The organism is Halobacillus sp. HZG1 (assembly GCF_035818575.1).
Taxonomy (GTDB): domain Bacteria; phylum Bacillota; class Bacilli; order Bacillales; family Halobacillaceae; genus Halobacillus; species Halobacillus litoralis.
In genome coordinates, this window is the sequence record NZ_JAYLVQ010000086.1 from 243,382 (window position 1) to 259,333 (window position 15,952).

Genomic DNA, 15,952 nt, shown 5'->3' on the forward strand with positions numbered 1-15,952 from the left:
CCTCCTTAATCTTCCGCAATCCAAGATCGCAATAATTTCGCGAAATCTTCCGGTTTTTCTTTCGCCATTTTTTCTAACTGTTTCCGTTTACGCGTTCCTTCATCTTCCCGCTCTTCTATAGAAGGGATTTCCTGAGGTCTGGATTCTTGTACCTCTTCTTCAAAGAACCTATAGTCTTCCTCATCCTCGTCTACCTTCGTTCTCTTTCTTCTAGCGATAACGATGAGAAGTACGAGAATCGTAAATAAGAGTAGAGCTCCGATAATGTAAACCCATAGAGGAAGGCCTTCCCGTGCATCAGGGAATTCGGGTTCCCCATTGAATTCCTGGAACACGATGGATACTTTCTCCTGTGTATCTATTTCTCCGTATTCGCCATTAATCGACGTGGTAATCATTGAATCCACAATGGACTGTACGCTCTCTTGCACAGTTTGTTGTTCAGCAGCAGTCAGGTATTCGATCTCTCCTTCTGTACCGACACTCTTGGTATTATCGATCGCTACTTGAATTCCTAAATCCCTGACCTTATATGGACTTTCTTCAATATTCTTCTTGATTCTGTTGAACTCATTGTTGATGGTTTCACGATTCATTTCGTAATCTCCACCTGAACCTTCTGTGCCAGCTGGGTATTCAGGTATGTCCCCTTCTTCTGTACCTACAGGGCCACCTTCAGGAATACCCCCTTCGTAAGTTTCTTCAATTCTTTCTACACTCACAGGCAGCCCTTCCATTGTTTCAGGGTCTACGGGCTCAACCAGTTCCTCTACACGATTTTCCTTAGTGAAATCAATATCTGCTGTAACCGTTGCTATCACTTTTTGCTGGCCGATCATCATGCCGAGCATACGCTGAAGACGCTGCTTAATGTCTCTTTCGATGTCTTTTTTTACATTCTGCTGATATGTATAAGCATTGTCAGAACCACCCATTTGAGATTTGTTGATATCAAAATAGTTGAAATTCTGGTCCATAATGACGATATTATCTTCAGGCAGATTCGGTACAGATTTTGAAGCTAAGTTATAAAGTGCTTCGATTTGACCGTCCTCAATTTGGTGCCCCGGCTGTACATTAAGCACAATAGAGGCAGAGGCCGGTTGCGCGGATTCAGAAACGAAAACCTGTTCTTCCGGCATATTGATCATGACTTGAGCATCCTGAATGCCTGTGATGCCTTTCATTAAATTAGCAAGTTCAGTCTGCATCGCATCCAGTTTAATGACATCAAACTCATTATCCGTCATCCCCCAGGATGTATTTCCACTGAAAAAACCATAATCAATGGTTCCACTATTAGGCAGGCCGGCAGCTGCGAGATCAACAAGTAAACCTTCTGCCTGCGTGTCTGGAACAAGTATCGTAGATCCTCCTTGATCCAGTTCATATGTAACTCCTCTTGTTTCCAGTTCCGTCTTAATTTGACCAATTTCCTGTAATGTCAAATCTCTGTATAAGGGAACCATATTCGTACGTGAAGCGAACACACCAGTTAGGATAAAGATAAAAATAATGGCAGCCACCCCACCGATTATCCACCCCTTTTGTGATGTTTTCCGCTCTTTCCAAAAGGTTGTCATTCTTCCTTGATATTTTTTTATTTTTTCTTTCATAGTTGCCCCCAAAAAAAGCACGACCTAAGCGAATGGTTTAGTGCGAATTAAATATAAAGCAGAGTTATACCTGCATACGCATAATTTCTTTATATGCTTCCACGACTTTACTCTGCATTTCCACAGTTGTCTTCATCGTGATGCTTGCCTTTTGTGAAGAGATCATCACATCGTGCAAATCGTTGATGTCTCCCCGTGCGAGTGCTTTTGTCTTTTCATTAGACAAAATTTGAGCTTTGTTCACTCCTGCAACAGCATCCTTTAATTGATTGGCAAATGTTGCATGAGCTTCACCAGGAGAAATATTTTTCTTCCATTGGGTTTGAGAAGGTTGGCTTAAGGGGATTGTGTTAATTATAGGGTTGGACATTCTCTATTCTCCTTACTTATCTTCCGATTTCCAAAGCTTTCATTAACATACTTTTAGAAGCATTGACGGCCGTCACATTCGCCTCATACGAACGTGTGGCACTCATCATATCAACCATTTCTTTTAAAGGGTCGACATTAGGCAGTTCTACATAACCATCCTCGTTGGCATCTGGATGATTTGGGTTGTATACGAGTTTAAAAGGCTCTTCGTCCTCAATGATTGCTGTTGCTTTCACACCACTTCCTTGTGATGAATCGCTGGCTGCTTTATGTAAGAAACTCTTGAAGTTGTTTTCAGACGGCTCAAAGACGACCATCTTGCGCCGGTAAGGCTGCCATTCCCCATTCTCATCAAAAGTGGCTCTTGTTGTGTTTGCGTTCGCCATGTTCGATGAAGCTACATCCATACGTAAGCGCTGAGCTGTGAGTGCGCTTGCACTATTGTTCATTGCATGAAAGATACTCATCTGTTAATTCCCTCCCCTGATAACAGATTCCAGGCTGCGGAATTTACCACTCATGCGGTCAACTAAAGCCTGATACTGGATTTGATTTTGTGCCAGTTCATTCATTTCTTTATCGATGTCCACGTTATTTCCGTTATGATTGTATACCGTATCTGTTTTTGTAAACGTCCGGTACGGTTGACTAGTGTTATTCGTAAAGGGTAAATGACGATCATTCGTTCTTTTCGCCTGCAGGAATGAATGTTCCTGATTTAAGACATCTTTGAAAGCAACGCCTTTAGCTTTATACCCCGGTGTATCCACGTTGGCAATATTATTAGAGATCGCTCTGTTTTTAGCTGATGAATAGTCCAAGGCATTCTCTAAACTTGTAAAAGTGCTACTGAAAAGAGCCATTACTCCACCTCTATTCGACATTTTTCCATACTCACAGACACAATTGTAAAAAAATTCACGTACTTGTGTCTATATAAAAAGCTACTTTTTTACGAGAGTATTACAAACACCCCAAAAGAATCAGGTCTATATTCCTTAATTTTTAACTTTTGTTTCCAAGTGTCGAAATCTTTCCCATAATGAACATTATTACATAACTTTTTGTCGAATAGTGAATATATTTTGGATATTTTTAAAACACGACATAAGATAGTGAAAATAGGTTAAAACTGTTAAAAAACACATCACCCTGGAAAAAATGGTCTTTCTTCGTTTCAATATATGGAATTAATGTAAAAGTCTGCTATCACTACGATTATAGAGGAGAGAAATCCACCCTTTTTCGTGAAGTTCAGTAAGCCTTTTGAATCACATTCGAATTTCTGCGTTCTTTTTGTTTACTTCATGGGCTTCATCCAGCGTTTATATCACAGATTAGCGTAGCTGCAGATTTCATGTGAAAACCCTCCATTCCCGCTTCCGTTCTCCGACTTCTCAATGTTCTTCAAGAACTCTTATGATAATAACGACTTCATGAAAGTGAGTCATTTCCTCTCCTGATCAGGTATTGAGGTAAAAATAATCATTTTTTATAGCATGAGAGTGAGTAAAAGAGAGCTCTCGCGCATGAAGGTTCTTCTGTAACATCAATCGGGTGGGCCCGCTTAAGAAACTACAGATCTCCCGCTGGCAGACGGATATTGAATAGAACAGGCCGGACGCTGTGCTAAAGCCTCGCTACAACCTACAGGAAAGTGTCATTGCAGAATTTCCAGGAGATAAACGTGTCTGAACGATGAAGCTCATCCCATCACCACGATGTTAAGGAATAACAGGGCCTATTGAAACTCAATAAACGCATAAAAAAAACCGCCACTTTGTAAAAAGTGGCGGTTTGGTTTTACTTAATTGGTACGAAGCTTTTGAAGCTCCAGTAGGAAGTTGTTATTCAACACTTTGATATAGGTTCCCTTCATCCCTAATGAACGAGACTCGATAACACCTGCACTTTCCAGTTTTCTAAGGGCATTAACAATCACTGACCTTGTAATTCCTACACGGTCGGCAATTTTACTTGCTACAAGCAGCCCTTCGTTCCCTTCCAGCTCTTCAAAAATGTGTTCGATAGCTTCAAGTTCACTATAGGATAGGGAGCTGATCGCCATTTGTACGACGGCTTTGCTTCGTGCTTCCTGTTCGATTTCTTCTGTTTTTTCATGAAGAATTTCCATACCAACTACAGTAGCCCCGTATTCAGCTAGCAGAAGGTCATCTTCATTAAAATTACTATTCAGACGGCTCAGAATAAGCGTACCTAAACGCTGGCCACCACCAATGATTGGAACGATTGTTGTTAGGCCGTTTTCAAACAGTTCACGGTTCTCAACCGGGAAAGCTGTGTATTCACTGTTGATATCGATATCCGGCGTTGTTTCTTCTATTTTAAATAGGTTTTGTGTGTACTCTTCCGGGAATTGACGTTCAGAAAGCATGGCTTTCATTCGCTCGTTCTCAATTTCCTGATTGATGGCAAAGCCTAGAAGCTTCCCTCGACGGCTTAAGACGAATGTATTCGCCTCAATCACGTCTCGCATTGTTGCGGACATATCATTGAAGTCCACGGATTTACCCGTTGTTTTTTGCAGCATGGCATTGATTTTACGTGCGCGGTCTAATAGTTTCATGTTCATTTCCTCCTTGTTGTTCACCCTATAAAATAAATCGACTCAAATCTTTGTTTTTTACAATTGATGATAGTTTGCTGTCTACGTACTGTGGTGTAATCTCAATGGTTTCCATCGTGACGTCAGGGGCTTCAAAAGATAAATCCTCCAGCAGTTTTTCTAAAATCGTATGCAGCCTCCGCGCCCCAATGTTATCTGTTTCCTGATTTACTTCATGAGCGATTTCTGCGAGTCTAGTAATAGCATCGTCAGAAAATTCAACCTTTATACCTTCTATTTCAAGTAATGCCTTATATTGTTTCAAAAGAGCATTCGAAGGCTCAGTTAAAATGTTCTTGAAGTCAGAAACACTGAGTTTATTCAACTCTACACGGATGGGAAACCTTCCCTGCAGTTCTGGAATTAAGTCCGAAGGCTTCGCCATATGGAAAGCACCGGCAGCAACAAATAGAATATGGTCAGTTGCAACAGGTCCGTATTTCGTGACGACCGTCGAGCCTTCGACGATTGGAAGGATGTCTCTTTGCACACCTTCCCGTGATACATTCGCCTGGTTGTCACCCTTGGCCGCCACTTTATCGATCTCATCAATAAAGATCATCCCGGCTTGTTCTACTTTAGCTACAGCATCCTGACCGACTTCATCCATATCCACCAATTTGCCTGCTTCTTCCTGTGTTAATACTTTTCGTGCTTCGGAAACAGGAAGTTTACGTTTCTTTTTCTTTTTCGGCATGAATTGACTGAATGCATCCTGCATATTCATACCCATCTGTTCCATACCGGAGCCTTGCATCATGTCAAACATGGAAGATTGAGATTCTTCCACCTCGATGGTTACCATACGGTCCTCCAGCTCACCAAGATCCAATTGATGACGAATACGGCTTCTTTTTGTCTCTATTTCCGCTTCTTCGCTCTTTTCATCAGGCTCAACTTCCTGTTGATTGCCTTGATTAAAGATCATCTCAAATGGGTTTTTGAAATTATTGGACTGTTTTTTCTTAGAAGGGACGAGCAGTTTTACAAGGCGCTTGTTCGCTTGTTCTTCTGCTCTGTCTTTCACAGCCTCCATTTTCTCTTCCTTCACCATACGTACGGCCATTTCCACTAAGTCACGTACCATGGATTCCACATCACGTCCTACGTAACCGACCTCAGTGAATTTGGTAGCTTCTACTTTAACAAAAGGAGCCCCGACTAATTTCGCTAAACGACGGGCAATTTCAGTTTTACCTACTCCTGTAGGCCCCATCATCAAGATGTTTTTCGGTACGATTTCATCTTTCAAATCATCTGTTAGCTGCATGCGGCGATACCTGTTACGAAGAGCAATGGCTACAGATCGCTTCGCGCTCTCCTGGCCAATAATATATTGATCAAGTTTTTCAACAATTTGTCTTGGAGTCAAGTTTAATGACATACATGGTCCCCCTTAATCGAGAACTTCCAGAATTATTTGATCATTAGTAAACACGCAGATCTCTCCTGCAACCTCAAGTGCTGCTTTGGCAATTTGAGAAGCAGATTGGTCCGGTGAATAACGTTTCAAGGCTCTCCCTGCACTCAAAGCGAAGTTACCACCTGAACCGATAGCAAGAATACCATCGTCCGGTTCTATTACTTCCCCAGTACCTGATACAAGAAACATATTTTCTTTATCCATGACGATCAACATCGCTTCTAATTTCCTCAGAACGCGATCACTCCGCCACTCTTTGGCAAGTTCTACAGAAGCTCTAGCAAGGTTCCCGTCATAGCTTTCCAGCTTTCCTTCAAACTTCTCAAATAGAGTAAAAGCATCGGCCACAGAACCAGCGAAGCCTGCTAATACTTGATCATTAAATAATCGGCGGACTTTCCTTGCCTTGTGTTTCATCACTACTTGATTTCCTAATGTAACCTGACCATCTCCGCTCATCGCACACTCTCCGTTGTGCTGGACGGCGAAGATCGTTGTTGCATGAAATTGCTGCTCCATTATTTTCACCTCTTATTCGCTCGGGGATGACTGTTCATATATACATTTTTCAATCGATCTTTCGATACGTGCGTATAAATCTGAGTGGAAGAGAGCCGTTCATGCCCTAACAATTCCTGTACAGAGCGCAGATCTGCCCCTTCGTTCAGCAGGTGGGTAGCAAACGAATGCCTCAATTTATGGGGGTGAATATCCACCGTCATTGCAGCATTTTCCACCATTTTTTTCAATATAAGCCTGATCCCATCGGCTGTTAAAGGACCGCCTTTAGCATTCAAAAACAACCGTTTACTCGATGTATTTTTCTTAGAAGCCAATTGATTCCTGCCATCATTTATATATGTGTGAAGTGATTTTGCAGCAAATTGCCCATATGGAACGTAGCGGTCTTTACTTCCTTTTCCATGAACAAGAGCTGTATTCAATGAAAAATCCAGGTCAGAGAGGTCCATTTTCACACATTCACTGACACGTATACCCGTTCCATAAAGAAGTTCGATAAGAGCCTGGTTTCTCTGTCCTAAGGGCGTATGAAGATCACTCACTGTGAATAGTTTCTCTAATTCTTCTTCATAGAAGAAGTTCGGTATAGGACTTTCTTTCTTAGGCAACACCACATTTAAAAATGGGTTCTGACCGACAATTTCTTCTCGTTCTAAAAAACGGAAATAGCTTCTCAAACTTGATATTTTTCTGGAGACTGTCCTTCTTGAATGTTGCGCATCATACTGCCTTGATAAAAAGATTCGAATGACGGGGTATTCACATTCCTGAATCGTTACCCCCTCGGATGTGAGAAACGATTCAAATTCATCCAAATCCCTTCCGTAATGTTTTAAAGTAAGAGGCGAAGCGTTTTTTTCAATTTGAAGGTATTCCATAAAAAGATCTTTGTATGACTGCATAATTCCTGCCACCTCTCAAAGGCGTCTAAATTTTATCACAACACTCATAGACATAACAATGCATTTAATTAAAATGTAACAAAATTCTGAATTGTTTCCAACTCTTAATAACCAAGGAGTCTCAGAAATCGTAGTTTCATTAGGATATGTGTCAAGTATGTATACTTACCAAAGCGTAATTATAGCGTCCCATATTATAGCTGTCAATCAAAAACTTACGTTCCATAAAAACTGGTCATCGATTTCATAATTTATCCCTATTCTTTAAGTCTTAGGTTGCACCTTTGATCTGTTTAGCAGCTGTCATGTAATCCAACATCTGTTGTAACAAATAAAAAAGAGTCTATAACTAAAAGGATAGTCATAGACTCTTGGTTTTATAACTAGATCATGATTGAGGCTCTTCTTTATAGTCACATTCGGTACACTGAATCTGAGTGCCCTTCTTCGACTTCTTCTCCACAAGGAGAGATTCACATTTCGGACAAGGTCTGCTGATTGGCTTATCCCAAGATATGAAGTCACAATCAGGATAGTTTTCACAACCAAAGAACTTGCGGTTTTTCTTACTTTTCCGTTCAACGACTTCTCCATCTTTACATTTCGGACAAGTGACTCCGACCTTTTTAAGAATCGGTTTCGTATTGCGGCAGTCAGGGAAATTCGAGCATGCAAGGAACTTCCCGTACCTCCCCATTTTATAGACCATTTCATGCCCACATTTCTCGCAATCAATTCCTGCAGGCTCATCTTTTATTTCAATTTCTTCCATTTCTTTTTCCGCTTTTTCTAAGCGAGGCTGAAAACCATTATAGAATTGGCTGATGATATTCACCCAATCCTCTTTTCCATCCTCAATTGCATCAAGGTCATCTTCCATACCTTTCGTAAAATCGACGTCAATGATTTCCGGGAAGTACTCTCTCAATTGCTCAAGAACAATTTCACCGAGCTCCGTTGGAATAAAACGTTTATTATCCAGAGCGACATAACCACGACGCTGAATGGTATCAAGGGTTGGTGCATAAGTTGAAGGACGCCCGATCCCGAGCTCCTCAAGTGTCTTAACCAGACGCGCTTCCGTATACCTTGGAGGAGGCTGCGTGAAGTGTTGGTTCGGTTGGATTTCTTCTGCTTTTACAGTCATCCCTTCTTCAAGATGAGGCAAAAGCTTGTCTTTCTCTTTCTTATTATCATCCCGACCTTCAATATACACTTTCATAAACCCTTTGAATTTCACTTCAGAACCTGTAGCTCTGAATTCCACCCCTTCATTGTAAAGGTGTACAGTCATTGTATCCAACACGGCTGGCGCCATTTGGCTTGCTATAAACCTGTCCCAAATCAATTTATACAGACGATACTGATCACGGGATAATATGCTCTTCATAGCTTTTGGATCACGATCTGCTCCTGTAGGCCTGATGGCCTCGTGTGCATCTTGTGCTCCTTCTTGCTTTTTGGCCCCTTTGCTTTGACCAAGAAACTCTTTACCGAAATTACCTTCGATGTATTGCTTAGCGTCCTCTTTGGCCGAATTCGACAAACGTGTGGAATCCGTACGCATATACGTAATTAAACCAGTAGTCCCCTGCTTTCCGCCAAGATCGATTCCTTCATAAAGCTGTTGAGCAATCATCATTGTCTTCTTCGCACGGAAGTTCAATTTACGTGCCGCTTCCTGCTGCAGTGAGGAAGTGGTGAAAGGAAGAGACGGGTTCCTTTTTCTTTCTCTTTTGTTTACTTTCTCTACAGAGAAATCTTTTCCCTTCATCCGCTTTTGGATTTCATCAACATCATCCTGTGTTTTCAAATCCTTTTTCTTGCCATCAACACCGTAAAAGGAACCTTCAAAGGTCTCTTTTTCTTTTAAGAAATCAGCTTCAATGGTCCAATATTCTTCGGGTTGGAATTTTTTAATTTCATTTTCGCGATCAATGATAATTTTCACGGCAACGGATTGAACACGACCCGCACTCAAGCCCTTTTTCACTTTCTTCCAAAGAATCGGGCTGATGTTATATCCGACAAGGCGGTCAAGAATCCGGCGGGCCTGTTGAGCATCCACCAGATCTGAATCGATCGATCTCGGGTGTTTAAATGAATCTTTTATTGCTTCTTTGGTGATTTCGTTGAAAACGACTCTACAATCTGAAGTATCATCAATTTCCAAACTGTGGGCTAAATGCCAGGCAATCGCTTCCCCTTCACGGTCGGGGTCGGCAGCGAGATAAACTTTCTTTGCCTTTTTGGCGGCAGTCTTCAGTTCTTTTAAAACAGGGCCTTTTCCCCTGATCGTTATATATTTGGGATTGAATTCATTTTCAACGTCCACACCCATTTGACTCTTAGGCAAGTCACGCACATGTCCAAGGGATGCTTTGACTTTATATTTCTTTCCCAGGTATCGTTCAATTGTTTTTGCTTTTGCAGGTGATTCTACTATTACCAGATAATCTGCCATATAGGTTCCTCCCATAGAGGTGTTTTCTCTTTATGTTTCATACACTCTTTTTACATTTTTGTTTTTTAAATTTACCTATCGCTCTAAAACTTAATCAAATGGAAAAAGGAAGCCTAACTGTCTTCTCCAGTAAGAAAAAGTCACTCGAACGTGGTCATCTTTCCATGCTAGTGGGTGAATCAGCTTTTTATAAAATAAATCTTCCCTATTATTAAATACAATGAAACCGTTTGTCAAACATATATTTTTCAAAAAAGTCACAAATTGGTCCAATCTCACCCTTGAATGTAACACCTTTGTAACGGATTATTCAAATTTTTCTAACCAATCTTCCAGAATGTCGTGATACGTATGAACCAATTTTGCGCCCTCATTAATCATTTTATGACACCCTTCACTGGTTATCCTTCCTGCAGGGCCCGGAAGTGCATAAACATCTTTCCCCTGCTCCAAGGCCTGGTCTACTGTAATTAATGTTCCACTCTTCAATCGAGCTTCAATGACAAAGGTACTCGGAGTCAACCCGGCGATCAGGCGGTTACGCTCAGGGAAATGATACTTTTTCGGGGGGCAGTTTGGCGGGTATTCACTAATGACTAAGTGATTTACAGACAAGTTATGGTATAGTGCAGGGTTGTTCTTAGGATAAATATGCTGAAATCCAGAACCGAGAACTGCAATTGTTTTTCCATTGTATTCACTTGCTAACGTGTGGGCAAGTTGATCAATTCCCTGTGCCATCCCACTGACTATGGTAAAGCCGGATTTGATAAGAGGAATAAGTACAGCTTTCATAGAAGGAAATGCATACGATGACGGCTTCCGAGTGCCGATTACACTGATGGAAAGGGGGTTATGAAAAAACGATACATCTCCTTGCGTATAAAGGACATAAGGTGGGTCGGGAATCGTTTTTAAAGACTCTGGATAAGTATGATCAAAGACGGTGACAATTGTATATTTTTGATCATATATGTCGAGTTTCTTCATTATATTAGGTGCTGTTATATGACGGAGGATGGATTGTGATCTAGAAAGAGGAATGGATAGATCTTTGGATAACTGTGAAGCTGAACATGAAAAGGGGTGAAATAAAGAAGCATCAATCTGAAGTAATTTTCTCACGAGCGGTCTTGTCATGTGAGGAGAATCATGAAGAAGGAGTAAGCGTGTTCTACGGTCTTTCATCAGGCACCTCATTTCCATAATTTAGAGGCCGTACCTGTTCATCGATACGGCCTCTTTCTTCATTTAATTAGTGGGTTTTACACTTATCGAATAAATTCTGATCTTTTAAAACCCCGATTAATGTTTCACCCATCACTGAAGGTGTTTCAGCCACTTGGATTCCACATTCGTTCATGACACGGATTTTTTCATCAGCCGTACCTTTACCACCGGAAATAATTGCACCAGCGTGGCCCATGCGTTTTCCTGGAGGGGCTGTACGACCGCCAATGAAGCCGACGACAGGTTTGTTCATGTTCGCTTTCACCCATTCAGCTGCTTCCTCCTCGGCAGTTCCGCCAATTTCACCAATCATGATGACCGCTTCAGTATCAGGGTCTTCATTGAAAGCCTTCAGGACATCGATGAAGTCGGTCCCATTCACAGGGTCACCGCCGATTCCTACCGCAGTGGATTGACCAATGCCAGCTTCAGAAAGCTGATGGACCGCTTCATATGTCAGTGTACCAGAACGAGAAACGACGCCTACATGACCTTTTTTATGGATGTAACCAGGCATGATGCCGATCTTACATTCATCAGGAGTGATGACACCAGGACAGTTCGGTCCCACAAGGCGAGTTTTCTTTCCTTCCATGTAACGTTTAACTTTGATCATATCCAAAACAGGAATATGTTCAGTGATGCAAATAGCAAGATCCATTTCTGAATCTGTCGCTTCCATGATGGCATCCGCTGCAAACGGTGCAGGGACATAAATGACGGAAGCATTTGCTCCAGTTTTCTCTACAGCTTCTGCAACTGTATTAAAGACTGGAATTCCTTCAACCTCAGTGCCGCCTTTACCAGGCGTTACACCGCCCACAATTTGTGTACCATACTCAACCATTTGTTTTGTATGGAAAAGTGCTGTCGATCCTGTAATTCCTTGAACAATGACTTTTGTGTTCTTATCAATATATACACTCATCTGATTACCCGCCTTTCTTACTTGACTAGTTCAACGATTTTTTGTGCGCCTTCTGCCATAGAATCTGCAGAAGTGATGTTCAAGCCTGATTCATCAAGAATTTTCTTCCCAGCATCTACGTTCGTACCTTCCAGACGAACAACGAGCGGCAATGTAAGTCCGATTTGTTTCGTCGCTTCAACCACACCCTCAGCGATGACATCACATTTCATAATGCCTCCGAAGATGTTAACGAAAATTCCTTTTACATTTTCATCAGAAAGGATGATTTTGAAAGCTTCGGTAACTTTTTCTGTTGTAGCGCCGCCTCCGACATCCAGGAAGTTGGCAGGGTCTCCACTATAGTGTTTGATTGTATCCATGGTAGCCATCGCAAGACCTGCACCATTAACCATACAGCCAATGTTTCCATCAAGTGCGATGTAACTAAGGTCGTATTTGGATGCTTCTACTTCTTTTGGATCTTCTTCTTCAAGATCACGAAGTTCAGCAATGTCTTTTTGACGGAAAAGAGCGTTATCGTCAAAGTTTAACTTGGAGTCAAGCGCCATTACTTCCCCGTCACCTGTTGTAACAAGTGGGTTGATTTCTGCAACAGAGCAATCCTTTTGTACAAAGACGTCATAAAGGCCAAGCATAAACTTAACTGCTTTTCCTAAAGATTCTTTCGGAATATTAATATTAAATGCAAGTCGACGCGCCTGGAATGGTGTAAGACCTGTCACAGGATCAATGACTTCTTTGAAGATTTTTTCAGGAGTCTTTTCTGCGACTTCCTCAATTTCTGTGCCACCTTCTTCAGATGCCATCATCGTCACACGGCTAGTCGCGCGATCGAGAACAAGACCGACATAGTACTCGCTCTTAATATCGCAGCCTTCTTCGATAAGTAAGCGCTTTACTTCTTTGCCTTCTGGTCCAGTCTGATGGGTTACAAGAGTTTTTCCTAGTATTTCGTCAGCGTATGTACGCACCTCGTCAAGATTTTTAGCAATTTTGACTCCGCCGGCTTTCCCGCGGCCACCTGCGTGGATCTGCGCTTTGACAACTGTGACATCGCTACCTAATTTCTTTGCTGCTTCGACAGCTTCATCTACGGTATATGCGACGTGTCCATTTGGCACAGATACGCCAAAATCACGCATGATTTCTTTTCCTTGATACTCGTGAATGTTCATGTTTCATCCTCCCATCAAATTTCACTGCATGTACATTGTATAAAAAAACGCTATCAATTGTCCATACTAAGCTAGATATCTGTCGAAAAATTCAATAGATTACCAGGTATATTATTATGTAAACTAGATTAAAAATGATAAATTTACCCTATCCATTTCCTCCAAACATCCCCTCGATTGAGGAAAACTCATTTTCAATATTTCTGGTTAGTGAATGGAGCTGCGGGGAATATCTTGCTTTCCACGGGATCGCGGGGAGCCTCTGCCATTAGAAAGGAACTTCCCAGATCTATGGAGCGCTCAAATCTGTGTTTTCCCCAATAAAATGCTGTTACAAAGCGCCTTATGTCTACTGGACAAGCGGAAATATGCGTCCCTTGAGGGTTCGTTTATCACCATCACCCATGGGATGCTGGGAAGCTGCGAGACTCCTACACAGGAGTACCAATGCGGCATTCACCTGGTTAGGCACGACTGGAAATACAAGGCCATGAACACCGAAAACAACTCGATGACGAGCCTTCACTATCCTGTCATATCCTTACAAAAGTGTTATTTATTAAGTTCCTGCTCAACGTTGTAAATGAAGGCGAAAACTTCAGCAACCACCTGATAAAGATCTTCCGGGATTTGTTCATTGATGTTCAACTCCGAAAGCAATTCGACGAGCGTAGCGTCTTCTTGTACAGGAACTTGATGCTCCTCTGCTGCTTTTAATATATTTTCAGCAATGATGCCCTTTCCTTTTGCCACAACCTCGGGAGCAGCCGCTTTTTCAGATTGATAAGTCAAAGCAATGGCTTCTTTTCTTTTTTCATTCATATTCTGAGATCCACCCCTTCTATCCCCTCCTCATTTATGTTGGAGTCCGGGATTTTCGAGACTTCTTTCGTGACACGTGCCTTCAAAGAGTTCAATTCATACCCCGCCTTTTCTAAGCCTATTTCTAATTTCTGTTGATACGGTTTGAAAAGCTTTTCCAGCTCTGGTTTCTCATTATAAATGACGACAGAGACACGGCGTTCAACGATCTGAAGGTCTATGACGGTTTCCTCCAGCTGAGAAAGATGTAAGTAGAACATGACATGACAATAGTCAGAATCTATTTGCCCATCCTCATTCTTCCGTCCCTCCATGTTCATGTGAACATCCTTTAAAGCCCCTAAGAAATCACCTGGAAATTGAAGGGCTATTTGCAGTGTTTGAGGGTTATCCTGGTAGGAAGCAATTTGAGAGCCATTGATGAGGTTTATCAGTCGATTTGCTGTATCCGTTTTTACATCTGAACCTTCATTCGCCGCCTTGATGAGCAACGATTTTAATGAGCTTTCTGACTGCACAGGTACATCACCCTTTTCAAGGGCTCTTGCTAGAAAATGCTCATCATTGAAACCTGTTTCATTCACTATTGCTTTCAATTGGATCCACATTTTGTCTTTGTCAGATACGGATACATGTTGACTTAATGCGTGCAATGATTCAACAAGGAACTTTTGCTGCTCCATTGATAGTTGTTTTCCAAATAATTTTTGCATAGTAGCAACAAAAGAACTAAATTCAGTTCTTGTAAAAGGGGGTTTTTCAATCTGGCTCTGATCTGAAAAAGTGACGGCTTTATCCATAAAAACCTTAGTGGACTCCTGCAAATGCGGAGTTATTCGTGCTAATATTTTTTGGTCCACCATTTTCCTTAAAGTCTCCGACCAATGGCTGCGTATTTGGCGAGGCAACATGGAGAAATCACTGTCAGAAGGCTGCGGTGCCCAGAGTGACAGGATTTTTTCCGATGTATTCATCCATTGTTTGATCGTTTGATTTTCTGAAGCTGTCAGAGGCAGTTGATTTAGTAACAACTGATGTAAAGAAACCGCTACCCGTCTTTTTGAAAAAGGTAACGTATCCATGGCGGGGTTGTTTTGAGACCACTCTTCCTGAAATGATGAGAGGGTATGCTTATTGTCTATGAGCGTGGCTTTCTTAAGGAGATGAAAAGTCACTTGTGAACCCTGTGCTAGTTTAGAGCTTAATCTATTCAAAGCATCCCTGTCTGCATAGGGGTTTGGTTCAGCTCGTAAAGTTCGAATCATTGATAAAATTTTTTCATCAGAATAAGAGAGTGATTTTCCGCTTAATTGTTGCTCAACATCTGACAAAGCTTGAGAATATTCAACTGTGTATTTCATAGATAATGCCGCATATACTGAGGGTTGAATGGGCATCTTCCTGCTTACCATATGTAGTAATAGATCGCGTGAAAATGGCTGGTTGGAAGAAGACTGTACCAAGCTGAACGCTTGGACCAAATCTTTCTTATTCAATGGTACCTTTAAATTAACGATGGCTTTCATCAGGGAGAGGTTGTCTTTGTTTACTTTTACACCTATTTGCTTTAAAAGTGATGCATGATCTAATTGCTCTCTACGCGCTTCAGAACGAGAGACAGCTCGTAATAAAAGAGATGGTTCAACCTGCTCGATTTGGAATAAATAAGATGAACCTTTCATCAACGACTGAGTCACGATAGCTTCCACACTCTTCTTCCCCAAGTTCACCACAACTTTGTTGTCTTGCAGGGATTGAATGACTTTCCCTTTTACCAGTTGGCCCGATTTGAGTTCAGCAGACAGAGGTGCTTGTGAAGATAAACGTGTAAGACCATTGATTATATGATTCATCTCTTTTTCATCCCTT

At 41.6% G+C, this 15,952-nt stretch carries 14 protein-coding genes; all 14 read right to left on the reverse strand.

What is annotated here, in order from left to right:
- Positions 1-5: 5 nt before the first annotated feature.
- On the reverse strand, positions 6-1,616 hold the full coding sequence (fliF, locus tag VKA52_RS20335; protein WP_326317009.1) for a flagellar basal-body MS-ring/collar protein FliF: 1,611 nt from the start codon (positions 1,614-1,616) through the stop codon (positions 6-8).
- Positions 1,617-1,680: 64 nt separating this feature from the next.
- Positions 1,681-1,986, reverse strand: a complete 306-nt coding sequence (gene fliE, locus VKA52_RS20340; RefSeq protein ID WP_160913187.1) for a flagellar hook-basal body complex protein FliE — start codon at positions 1,984-1,986, stop codon at positions 1,681-1,683.
- A 16-nt stretch (positions 1,987-2,002) separates the two neighbouring features.
- Positions 2,003-2,455 carry a flagellar basal body rod protein FlgC gene (gene flgC / locus VKA52_RS20345; protein WP_326317011.1) on the reverse strand — a complete coding sequence of 151 codons (453 nt, stop codon included), beginning with the start codon at positions 2,453-2,455 and terminating at the stop codon, positions 2,003-2,005.
- A 3-nt stretch (positions 2,456-2,458) separates the two neighbouring features.
- Positions 2,459-2,851: a flagellar basal body rod protein FlgB gene (gene flgB / locus VKA52_RS20350; RefSeq protein ID WP_326317012.1), complete on the reverse strand. Its 393-nt coding sequence runs from the start codon at positions 2,849-2,851 to the stop codon at positions 2,459-2,461.
- A gap of 944 nt (positions 2,852-3,795) precedes the next feature.
- Complete coding sequence (codY, locus tag VKA52_RS20355) at positions 3,796-4,575, reverse strand: GTP-sensing pleiotropic transcriptional regulator CodY (protein ID WP_160913181.1); 780 nt, start codon at positions 4,573-4,575, stop codon at positions 3,796-3,798.
- Between the two features lie 25 nt (positions 4,576-4,600).
- Entirely contained in the window at positions 4,601-5,998 is a 1,398-nt protein-coding gene (hslU, locus tag VKA52_RS20360) for an HslU--HslV peptidase ATPase subunit (RefSeq protein WP_206945028.1), read from the reverse strand.
- Between the two features lie 12 nt (positions 5,999-6,010).
- Positions 6,011-6,556, reverse strand: coding sequence for an ATP-dependent protease subunit HslV (gene hslV / locus VKA52_RS20365; protein WP_326317014.1), 546 nt, complete (start codon positions 6,554-6,556; stop codon positions 6,011-6,013).
- Positions 6,557-6,561: 5 nt separating this feature from the next.
- The gene (gene xerC, locus VKA52_RS20370) at positions 6,562-7,461 is read right to left on the reverse strand and encodes a tyrosine recombinase XerC (RefSeq protein ID WP_206945027.1); all 900 of its coding nucleotides are present in this window, start codon (positions 7,459-7,461) and stop codon (positions 6,562-6,564) included.
- Positions 7,462-7,849: 388 nt separating this feature from the next.
- Entirely contained in the window at positions 7,850-9,925 is a 2,076-nt protein-coding gene (gene topA, locus VKA52_RS20375; RefSeq protein WP_160913173.1) for a type I DNA topoisomerase, read from the reverse strand.
- Positions 9,926-10,231: 306 nt separating this feature from the next.
- Entirely contained in the window at positions 10,232-10,915 is a 684-nt protein-coding gene (gene dprA, locus VKA52_RS20380; protein WP_326317017.1) for a DNA-processing protein DprA, read from the reverse strand.
- Between the two features lie 265 nt (positions 10,916-11,180).
- A complete protein-coding gene (gene sucD / locus VKA52_RS20385; protein ID WP_160913170.1) occupies positions 11,181-12,083 on the reverse strand; it encodes a succinate--CoA ligase subunit alpha in 903 nt (300 codons plus the stop codon).
- Positions 12,084-12,100: 17 nt separating this feature from the next.
- A complete protein-coding gene (gene sucC / locus VKA52_RS20390) occupies positions 12,101-13,261 on the reverse strand; it encodes an ADP-forming succinate--CoA ligase subunit beta (RefSeq protein WP_160912433.1) in 1,161 nt (386 codons plus the stop codon).
- A gap of 552 nt (positions 13,262-13,813) precedes the next feature.
- On the reverse strand, positions 13,814-14,083 hold the full coding sequence (locus VKA52_RS20395; RefSeq protein ID WP_160913168.1) for an EscU/YscU/HrcU family type III secretion system export apparatus switch protein: 270 nt from the start codon (positions 14,081-14,083) through the stop codon (positions 13,814-13,816).
- Positions 14,080-15,936: a hypothetical protein gene (locus VKA52_RS20400; protein ID WP_326317018.1), complete on the reverse strand. Its 1,857-nt coding sequence runs from the start codon at positions 15,934-15,936 to the stop codon at positions 14,080-14,082. The genes VKA52_RS20395 and VKA52_RS20400 overlap by 4 nt, the downstream gene beginning before the upstream one ends.
- Positions 15,937-15,952: the final 16 nt, after the last annotated feature.